Origin of the sequence: Acrocarpospora phusangensis (assembly GCF_016862995.1) — a bacterium.
Taxonomy (GTDB): Bacteria; Actinomycetota; Actinomycetes; order Streptosporangiales; family Streptosporangiaceae; genus Acrocarpospora; species Acrocarpospora phusangensis.
Window position 1 is genome coordinate 65981 of sequence record NZ_BOOA01000047.1, and the last position, 8658, is coordinate 74638.

Annotated in this window: 9 protein-coding genes; 3 read left to right on the forward strand and 6 right to left on the reverse strand. The window is 68.4% G+C overall.

Features of this window, described 5'->3' with window-relative positions; translation table 11 throughout:
• Nucleotides 1-4: 4 nt before the first annotated feature.
• Nucleotides 5-625 carry a TetR family transcriptional regulator gene (locus Aph01nite_RS26060; protein ID WP_239161983.1) on the reverse strand — a complete coding sequence of 207 codons (621 nt, stop codon included), beginning with the start codon at nt 623-625 and terminating at the stop codon, nt 5-7.
• Between the two features lie 209 nt (nt 626-834).
• Between Aph01nite_RS26060 and Aph01nite_RS26065 the strand changes: the two genes are divergently transcribed.
• The gene (locus Aph01nite_RS26065; RefSeq protein WP_204043619.1) at nt 835-1491 is read left to right on the forward strand and encodes a hypothetical protein; all 657 of its coding nucleotides are present in this window, start codon (nt 835-837) and stop codon (nt 1489-1491) included.
• A gap of 212 nt (nt 1492-1703) precedes the next feature.
• Here Aph01nite_RS26065 and Aph01nite_RS26070 read toward each other — a convergent pair whose 3' ends face one another.
• The 5 genes from Aph01nite_RS26070 to Aph01nite_RS26090 form a co-directional block, all read right to left on the reverse strand.
• On the reverse strand, nt 1704-2765 hold the full coding sequence (locus Aph01nite_RS26070; RefSeq protein ID WP_204043620.1) for an aspartate-semialdehyde dehydrogenase: 1062 nt from the start codon (nt 2763-2765) through the stop codon (nt 1704-1706).
• On the reverse strand, nt 2762-4036 hold the full coding sequence (locus Aph01nite_RS26075) for an aspartate kinase (protein ID WP_204043621.1): 1275 nt from the start codon (nt 4034-4036) through the stop codon (nt 2762-2764). The genes Aph01nite_RS26070 and Aph01nite_RS26075 overlap by 4 nt, the downstream gene beginning before the upstream one ends.
• 95 nt (nt 4037-4131) lie before the next feature.
• The gene (locus Aph01nite_RS26080) at nt 4132-4662 is read right to left on the reverse strand and encodes a DUF5063 domain-containing protein (protein ID WP_204043622.1); all 531 of its coding nucleotides are present in this window, start codon (nt 4660-4662) and stop codon (nt 4132-4134) included.
• Complete coding sequence (gene recR, locus Aph01nite_RS26085) at nt 4655-5254, reverse strand: recombination mediator RecR (RefSeq protein ID WP_204043623.1); 600 nt, start codon at nt 5252-5254, stop codon at nt 4655-4657. Before recR ends, Aph01nite_RS26080 begins: the two co-directional genes overlap by 8 nt.
• 5 nt (nt 5255-5259) lie before the next feature.
• Nucleotides 5260-5610, reverse strand: a complete 351-nt coding sequence (locus tag Aph01nite_RS26090; protein ID WP_204043624.1) for a YbaB/EbfC family nucleoid-associated protein — start codon at nt 5608-5610, stop codon at nt 5260-5262.
• Nucleotides 5611-5922: 312 nt separating this feature from the next.
• On the opposite strand from Aph01nite_RS26090, the gene Aph01nite_RS26095 reads away from it, so the two are divergent.
• Together Aph01nite_RS26095 and Aph01nite_RS26100 are read left to right on the forward strand one after the other, a co-directional pair.
• Nucleotides 5923-7380: a helix-turn-helix domain-containing protein gene (locus Aph01nite_RS26095; protein WP_507762535.1), complete on the forward strand. Its 1458-nt coding sequence runs from the start codon at nt 5923-5925 to the stop codon at nt 7378-7380.
• Between the two features lie 184 nt (nt 7381-7564).
• Nucleotides 7565-8056: a hypothetical protein gene (locus Aph01nite_RS26100; protein ID WP_204043626.1), complete on the forward strand. Its 492-nt coding sequence runs from the start codon at nt 7565-7567 to the stop codon at nt 8054-8056.
• The last annotated feature ends 602 nt before the right edge of the window (nt 8057-8658 follow it).

The following is an 8658-nucleotide window of genomic DNA, read 5'->3' on the forward strand; positions in this document are numbered from 1 at the left end:
GGCCTCACTCGCGCAGCTCGCGTACGACCTCGATGAAGTCCCGCGTCACCCCGCGCAGGCCCGGCAGGTACGACAGGCCCACCAGCCGGTCCACCAGGGGAACGGTCCGGTCGATCAGGCGGTAGGTCCGCTCGCAGCCCGGCGACTTGTCGTGCACCCAGAACAGCACCACGCCCATGGAGAGCAGCCAGAGCAGCTCCGGCAGCTCCGCGCGGAGATCGGCGTCCATCCGGTCCGTGCAGCCGTCCACCACGCGCCGGTAGATCGCGACCGAGGACTCCCGGGCCGGCGCCGAGTCCGCGCTGAACGGGCTCAGCGGATTGCTCGGCTCGGCCGCGTGCTTGAAGAACTTCACCGCGAACTCGTGGTACGGCTCCGACACCCGCACCCACGCGCACAGCACCTCGCGCAGCCGCGTGGCGAACAGCCCCTCGGTGGCCAGCACCTGCGCGCAGGCGGCCTCGTGCTCGGCCTGCGCCCGGTCGTAGTACGCCTGGATCAACTGCTCCTTGGACGCGAAGTAGTAGTAGGCGTTTCCTACCGAGACGCCCGCCTCGGCGGCGATGGCCCGCATCGTGGTCGCCTCGAAGCCCCGTTCCCGGAACAACCGGAGAGCGGTCTCCACAATCAGCTCCCTGGTCCTCTCGGACGCTCTCACACGCGGCTCGGGCACACCGGTCACTGTACGACTCCCGCCCCCGTTAGGTCATGGACCCACCAGATGATGCGCATCCTGGGGCAAACTCTGACGCCGCGCAGGGATGGCGAGCGCATCCCGGTGGGATTGATCTTCTTGGCAACTCCCCCACGACAGAGAGTAACGGGGGATCCGAGGTGCGCTTAGGTGTTGCTTGGTGGGGCGCCGCCGGAATGACCATGATGGTGCTGGCCACCGTACCCATGACCGCGAGCCCGGCGGGCGCCCGCCGGCTCACCGAGGACCTGCCGGTCCGGGAGGCTCCGGCGTCCTCGGTCCAGATCCGCCCGCCGTACCAGGCGCTGCGCGCCGAGAGCAGGGCCACGGGGGGCAAACGCAGCCGGATCGCCGCAAGGAAGGGCAAGGTCAAACGCACCACGTGGCAGCGGCAGGCGGCCAGCGTGCGGATCAGCCATCACCGCGCCATGCGGCGGATCCACCGCGCCGGCATCGGCTGGCAGGCCACCGGCCGGTGCACCGACCACAACCGCCCGTTCTGCACGTCCCTGCACTCCATCCGGTACGGCACGCTCATGAAGACGATCGACCTCAAGCAGCGCAGCGGCTGCCGGATCGTCATCACCGGCGGCACCGAGACCGGCCACGCGCACGGGCACTACAGCCACGGCAACGGCTACAAGGTCGACATCAAACACAACAACTGCATCGACTCATACATCCGGAAAAAGTACGACTTCTACCGGACGCGTGGGGACGGCGCGGCCCTCTACCGGACCCCGGACAACGACATCCTCGCCCGCGAACCGGACCACTGGGACCTGCTGTTGCACTGACCGCTGACCTGGACCGGGCCTTGGGGCCTCTGGCCTCAACGGGGCCCGGAAGATCTGACGAAGGTCAGGTCCTTGGAACCTCTGACGCGATGGGTGCGTCCGGTTCGGCGCCGGTGCGGCGAGTCGCGTCACCTGCGTCACCGGCGCCGGATAACGGCGAGAAAGCCGGCCTTGACCGGGCCGGGGGAGCGATCCCCCGGCCCGGTTCACGGTCAGAACTCGGTGGTGACGATCAGTTCGGCGATCTCGGCGGCGTTCAGGGCGGCGCCCTTGCGCAGGTTGTCGCCGCACACGAACAGGTCGAGCGTGTTCGGGAAGTCGATCGCCTGCCGTACCCGGCCGACATAGGTCGGGTCGGTGCCGACCACGTCGGCGGGGGTCGGGTAGACGTGGTTGGCCGGGTCGTCCATCACGACCACCGTGGGGGCGGCGTTCAGGATGCGGTGCGCGTCCGCCACCGTGATCTCGCCGGCGAAGGTCGCGTGCACGGCCAGCGAGTGGGTGGTGATCACCGGGACCCGGACGCAGGTGGCCGAGACCTTCAGGTCCGGGATGCCGAGGATCTTGCGGGACTCGTTGCGGAGCTTGAGCTCCTCGGAGGCCCAGCCGTCCTCCTTGAGCGAACCCGCCCAGGGGACCACGTTGAACGCCACGGGGGCGGGGAACGGGGACTCCTCGGGGAGCTTGTTCTGCAGGGCCTTGCGCACGTCCCCGGCGGTCTGCCCGATGGTGCGGTCGCCGGCCAGTGCCTCGATCTCGTCGTACAGCCGGGCGGAACCGGCCACGCCGGCGCCGGAGACGGCCTGGTAGGAGGCCACGACCAGCTCGCGCAGGCCGTACTCGGCGTGCAGGGCGCCGATGGCGGCCATCATCGACAGGGTCGTGCAGTTGGGGGTGGAGACGATGCCGAGCGGGCGGTTCGCGGCGTCGCCGGGGTTGACCTCCGGCACGACCAGCGGAACCTGCGGGTTCATCCGGAAGGTGCCGGACTTGTCGATCACGATGGCGCCGCGGGCGGCCGCGATCGGCACCCACTCGGCGGAGACCTCGTCCGGCACGTCGAAGATCGCGACGTCCACGCCGTCGAAGACCTCGGGGGTCAGCGCCCGCACCACCACGTCCTCGCCGCGGACCGGCAGCACCTTGCCCGCCGAGCGCGCCGACGCGACCAGCCGGATCTCGCCGTAGATGTCCGCGCGGCTCGAAACGATCTCGCGCATCACGGTGCCGACGGCACCGGTCGCCCCCACCAGGGCGAGAGTGGGCTTGCTCATCGTCCGGTCCCTCCGTACACCACGGCCTCCACCTGGTCGGCGTCCAGATCGAACGCCGAGTGCGCGGCGTTGACCGCCGCGTCCACCTCGTTCTGCCCGACGATCACCGAGATCCGGATCTCCGAGGTGGAGATCATCTCGATGTTCACCCCGGCGTCCGCCAGCGCCCCGAAGAACTTGGCGGTGACACCCGGGTGCGAGCGCATGCCCGCGCCGATCAGCGACACCTTGCCGATCTGGTCGTCGAAGAGCAGGCTCTCGAAGACCACCTGGTCCTGGATCTTCTTCAGCGCGGTCAGCGCCGTCTGCGCGTCCGCCGTCGGCAGCGTGAAGGAGATGTCGGTACGGCCGGTGGCCGCCGCCGACACGTTCTGCACGATCATGTCGATGTTGATCTCGGCATCCGCCAGCGTGCGGAAGATGGCGGCGGCCTCGCCCACCTTGTCCGGCACCCCGACCACAGTGATCTTGGCCTCGCTCCGGTCGTGGGCCACGCCGGAGATGATGGGCTGCTCCATCTCGCTTCCTTCGGTCTTGGGATCGGAGAAGACCCAGGTGCCTTCCCTGGTGCTGAACGAGCTTCTGACGTGGATCGGGACGTTGAACCTGCGCGCGTACTCCACGCAGCGCAGGTGGAGGATCTTGGCGCCGCAGGCGGCCATCTCCAGCGTCTCCTCGTAGGAGAGGTGCGGGATCTTCTTGGCCCGCCTGACGATCCGGGGGTCGGCGGTGAAGATGCCGTCCACGTCGGTGTAGATCTCGCAGACGTCCGCCTGCAGGGAGGCGGCGAGCGCGACGGCCGTGGTGTCCGAGCCGCCGCGGCCGAGGGTGGTGATGTCCTTGGTGTCCTGCGAGACGCCCTGGAACCCGGCCACGATGGCGATGTAGCCGTTCCCGATGGCCTCACGCAGTCGCGACGGCGTCACGTCGATGATGCGCGCCTTGCCGTGCGTGGAGTCGGTGATCACGCCCGCCTGCGAGCCGGTGAAGCTGCGCGCCTCGTGGCCGAGGTTGGCGATCGCCATCGCCAGCAGGGCCATCGAGATGCGCTCGCCGGAGGTGAGCAGCATGTCCAGTTCCCGCCCCGGGGGGAGCGGCGACACCTGCTGCGCCAGATCGAGTAGTTCGTCCGTCGTGTCGCCCATCGCTGAGACGATCACCACGACGTCGTTGCCGGCTTTTTTCGTCGCGACGATCCGCTGCGCCACCCGCTTGATGCAGGCGGCGTCGGCGACGGACGAACCACCGTATTTCTGGACAACGAGCGCCACTGGAATGTCTCCCGTACAAAATTCAGGACGTGGAGCTCACAGTCTATCGGCGCGTCTCACGAGGCCAACGGGTTTAGTCCGCTATATGGGACGACTCACACTGTGGTAGTCTCTTCGGCCACGTCAAGACGGGTGTGCGCGACCAGCGCCTGCAAAGCCCGCAGCGCCGCCCCCGCGTGGTTGCCCCAGATGTTGAAGTACGAGTACTGCCACCACCACAGCGCCTCAAGCGGCCGGCCCGCCCGGTAGTGACGCAGCCCGTGGATCAACTCCGCCGCCACCGCCGCCAGATCATCCGACAACCGGTACGGCGTGACCGCCGTGTCCTTGTACGGATCGAACACCTCGGCGTAGTCGTCCACCGGCCCCAGCTGGGCGACCAGCGCCGCGCGCAGCGGATCTATGTCGGGGTCCTCGCCCAGGGCGGGCTCGAAGTTGCCCTGCAGGATCACGTCCTGCACGGCCGCGAGCTGGGTTCCGGCCAGGCTCACCTGGGCGACCTCGACCAGCAGCAGCGGCAGGATCGCGTCCCCGCCCTCGCCACTGGCCAGCCGGGTCAACCCGTCCAGATAGTTCTGCGCGTGCCCGGCCACCCGGTCGGCCAGCGCGTTCCACTCGTCAAACATCCAGGAGCCTCCGTCCCTCGAAAGCGCGGCCCAAAGTGACCTCGTCGGCGTACTCGAGGTCACCGCCCACCGGCAGACCGCTGGCCAATCGTGTCACCTTGAGTCCCATGGGCTTGACGAGCCTAGCGAGATATGTCGCCGTCGCCTCGCCTTCCAGGTTCGGGTCGGTCGCCAGGATCAGCTCCGTCACCGCGCCGTCCGCCAGGCGCGCCATCAGCTCCCTGACCCGCAGATCGTCGGGCCCGACGCCGTCGATCGGGCTGATCGCGCCGCCGAGCACGTGATACCGGCCGCGGAACTCCCGGGTCTTCTCGATGGCGATGACGTCCTTGGACTCCTCCACCACGCAGATCACCTGGGGGTCGCGGCGCGGGTCACGGCAGATCCGGCACTCCTGCTCGGCGGCCACGTTCCCGCAGACCCGGCAGAAGCGGACCTTCTCCTTGACCTCCAGCAACGCGTGCGCCAGCCGCTTCACCTCGGCCGGATCGGCCGCGAGCAGGTGGAAGGCGATCCGCTGCGCGCTCTTGGGACCGACCCCGGGCAGCAGCCCGAGTTCGTCGATGAGGTTCTGGACGACGCCTTCGTACATGACCGCTAGAACCCGGGGAGCTGGCCGAAGCCGCCCCCGCCGAGGCCCTGCGCGAGCGGGCCGAGTTTCTCCTGCTGCAGCTCGCCGGCGGCCCTGACCGCGTCCCGCACGGCGGCGATGACCAGGTCGGCGATGGTCTCCGCGGTCTCCTCGGGAGAGCTCGGATCGATCGCCTTCGGGTCGATCGTGAGTTCCAGCAGCTCGCCGCTGCCGTTCACGGTGGCCACCACCATGCCGCCGCCCGCGGTGCCCTCCACCTGGGCGTCGTTCAGCTCCTGCTGGGCCGATGCGAGCTGCTGCTGCACCAGCTGGGCCTGCTCCAGCAACTGCTGCAGGTTCACATCTCCTGGGTTCACAATCGTGCACTCCTCAGCCGGATGGCGACATGCCGTCGCGACGAGCCTACGGTGTTCACGGCTCATCTGAACACCGGCGCACGACGTGTGTTCCTCTCCGGCAGAAGCCCCAGGCCGGGTCCCGGCCCCCCTCCAAGCGTCCGAAACCCGGCCTCAACCACCCCGGGTCGGCCGCGGCCCGTTGTGGTGCGGTAAAGGTAACCCGCTGAACGTTGCATACAGGTTGCGATCAACCGGTTACTCCTGGAGATTGGCGGAATCGGTTGCGAGCCCCCTTCCGGTCCACACACGCTTGTCCGGGAAGGCTTGGGAATGACAACGCTGGAAACGCGACTCCACCGGATACACGAGGCCGTGATGTCCGGAAATACACCGAAAGAGGAGACTCCTCGGACGGTCATATCCGCGTCCTGGAGCCGCTCACTGGCGGCGGGGATCCACCCCGGGGTCCAGGCCGCGCCCCTCGTCTACGACGTGGCCGACATCGGGGACGCGCGGTCGGCCCACCCGCTGAGCGAAATGCTGCCGCTGCTCAGCCACACCGTGCTGCAGATCGCCGACGAGGCGGCGCACATCATGGTCATAACCGACGCGGACGGCCACATCCTGTGGCGGGACGGGCACCGGGACGTGCTCCGGCACGGGGACATGATCGGCCTGGCCGACGGGTTCGCCTGGTCGGAGGAGGCGGTGGGCACCAACGGCATCGGCACCGCGCTCGCCACCGGACGGCCGACCTCCGTGTACTCGGCCGAGCACCTGATCGAGGTGCTCCACCACTGGTCGTGCGTGGGGGCGCCGATCATCGATCCGGACACGGGGGACGTGCTCGGGTGCATCGACATCAGCGGGACCACGGAGACGCTGCCGCCGGCGACGGTGGCGCTGGTGGGGGCGGCGGCGCGGCTGGCGGAGAGCCATCTGACGTTGCGGATGCGGGAGGCGGACGAGCGCATCCGGGCGCGGCATCAGAGCCGGTTACGGGCGTCCGGGCTGCTGGTGACGCCGTCGGGGCGGGTCATCGGCGGGGAACGCATCGCGATGCCCGGCTCGGGGGCGGAACGGATCGCGCTGGCCGGTGGGGAGCAGCGGCTCATGCTGCCGGCGAACGGGGATCGTCTGGTCCTGCCCGATGGGCGGTCGGCGCGGGTCGAGTCGCTGGGGGACGCGTACCTGATCATGCCGTTCGGGGTGTCGGACGCGCCTCGGCTGAGTCTCACCCTGCTGGGGACCGACCATCCCTACGCGGAACTGGACGGGGTCCGGGTGCCGTTGTCGTTACGGCATGCGGAGATCGTGGCGCTACTGGCTCTGTACGGGCGGGGGCTCACGGCTGAGCAGTTGTCCTTCCTGCTGTACGGGGACGAGGGCAATCCGGTGACCATCCGGGCGGAGATCCATCGGTTACGGGCGCAGCTTTCCCGGGCGGTGGCGGCCAAGCCGTACCGGTTGGTGGGGGAGGTGGAGGCGGATCTGCTCAGTGTGCGGCGGGCGCTGGCCAAGGGGGACATGCGCGTGGTCGCCCGGCTTTATCAGGGGCCGTTGTTGCCTCGGTCGGAGGCGCCGGCGGTTCGGCGGGAACGAGACGAGCTGGACGCCCGGGTACGGGCTGAATTGCTGGCCAAGGGGTCTATCGATGATCTTTGGTTGTACGCGCAGACGGCTTCGGGGCAGGACGACTTCGAGGTCCTTGAGCGGATCGTCGCGGATACGGGGAGCAATGATCATCGCAATGTGGTGGCGCGGATCCGGTTGAGCGCCGACGTGTAGGGATGTCCGAGCCGCGGCCGTGGCAGTTCGACAGAGTTCCTGCTGGTTGTCCAGGCCGCAGTCGTGGTGGTTCGGCGGAGTTCCTGCTGGTTGCCCGGGCCGTAGTCGTGGTGGTTCGGCGGAGTTCCTGCTGGTTGTCCAGGTCGCGGTTGCGGCGGGTCGGCGCTGACGTTGGGGGAATCGCATGGTGATCGGCCGGTTGGTGCTGGTGGCCGCGCTTGGGTCTGTGCTGGCAGTGGCGGCTTCTGGGGGTGGGGGCTTGTTGGATGGCTTCGCGATTCGGCATGTTCCGGTGAGGGCTGGAGAGGAGGTCTCCGATTTCCGTTACGAATGGGAAGACGTCCGCTTCGTCTCACGCGTCTGGGAGACCTCCCGCGAGAACGTCACCCAGGTGAACCTCAAAGTCGCCATCCTGCGCGGCCCCCGCCTGACTTCACTCGCCGCCCTCCGCGAATTCCTCGCCGCCTACCACGAACAAGACCCGACAACGTGGCCCTTGAACCACTTCCAAAACGGCCGGTATCACGGATACATCAACGACTCCGAAGCCTTCTGGCTAACCACCCCAGGCGTGGCAGTAACCATCCGAACCCCTTCATCCGCCTTGACCCCCTCCGACTTACGCACAACCGCCCTGTCCATACAGCCGGTGGTTCTCCCACCCACCCACCCTTGATTGCCCCTGCGGGGCGGCCGACCTCGGCCCTTGCGCGCCCTTGCAGGCAGCGATGGCACAACGTTCATCGGAGGGCGGCTGCCCTGGGGCGATTACCCGGCAACTCTTGCAGGCTCTTATGGGGGACGACGGTGCAACGCGTATGCGACGGCACAACGCGAATTGTAGGAGCCCGATGGGCGGGTGGAGCCGAAGAAGCCGACCGCGCCACGGACCGGGTGAGTGCGCGGCGCTTGTTCTCCTTGACCGGCTTAACCGGCTGGCGTGTGAGACGGGTGTAGGTGTCCCGGCCCATGGAGGGGCGAAGGGTTCGGGTGATGCGTTCCGTATTCGAGTTCGTGATTACGGGGGAATCTCTGCCCAGCGGGGCCAACTCCGGTGATCCACCGGCCATAATCGTCGGTTCTCGCATGAGTGCTCCGTCGAGAATGGTTGCCCACGCTTCCCGGCCCATGCTTACCGGGGTTCGGGTGGCCATAGACACGCCAGCCCGATGCACCGCGAGAAGGCCCATCTCGTAAGGGCCGCGAAGGGCTCCCCCAAGGGCGCGAGGGCCCGCCCCGCAGGGGCGTACGCGAGGGCCCGCCCCGCAGGGGCATAAA

Coding starts and splice junctions, on each gene's coding strand:
- recR (WP_204043623.1), bottom strand. CDS start 5,254: ATGTACGAAGGCGTCGTCCAGAACCTCATCGACGAACTCGGGCTGCTG.
- Aph01nite_RS26080 (WP_204043622.1), bottom strand. CDS start 4,662: ATGTTTGACGAGTGGAACGCGCTGGCCGACCGGGTGGCCGGGCACGCG.
- Aph01nite_RS26070 (WP_204043620.1), bottom strand. CDS start 2,765: ATGAGCAAGCCCACTCTCGCCCTGGTGGGGGCGACCGGTGCCGTCGGC.
- Aph01nite_RS26095 (WP_507762535.1), top strand. CDS start 5,923: ATGACAACGCTGGAAACGCGACTCCACCGGATACACGAGGCCGTGATG.
- Aph01nite_RS26100 (WP_204043626.1), top strand. CDS start 7,565: ATGGTGATCGGCCGGTTGGTGCTGGTGGCCGCGCTTGGGTCTGTGCTG.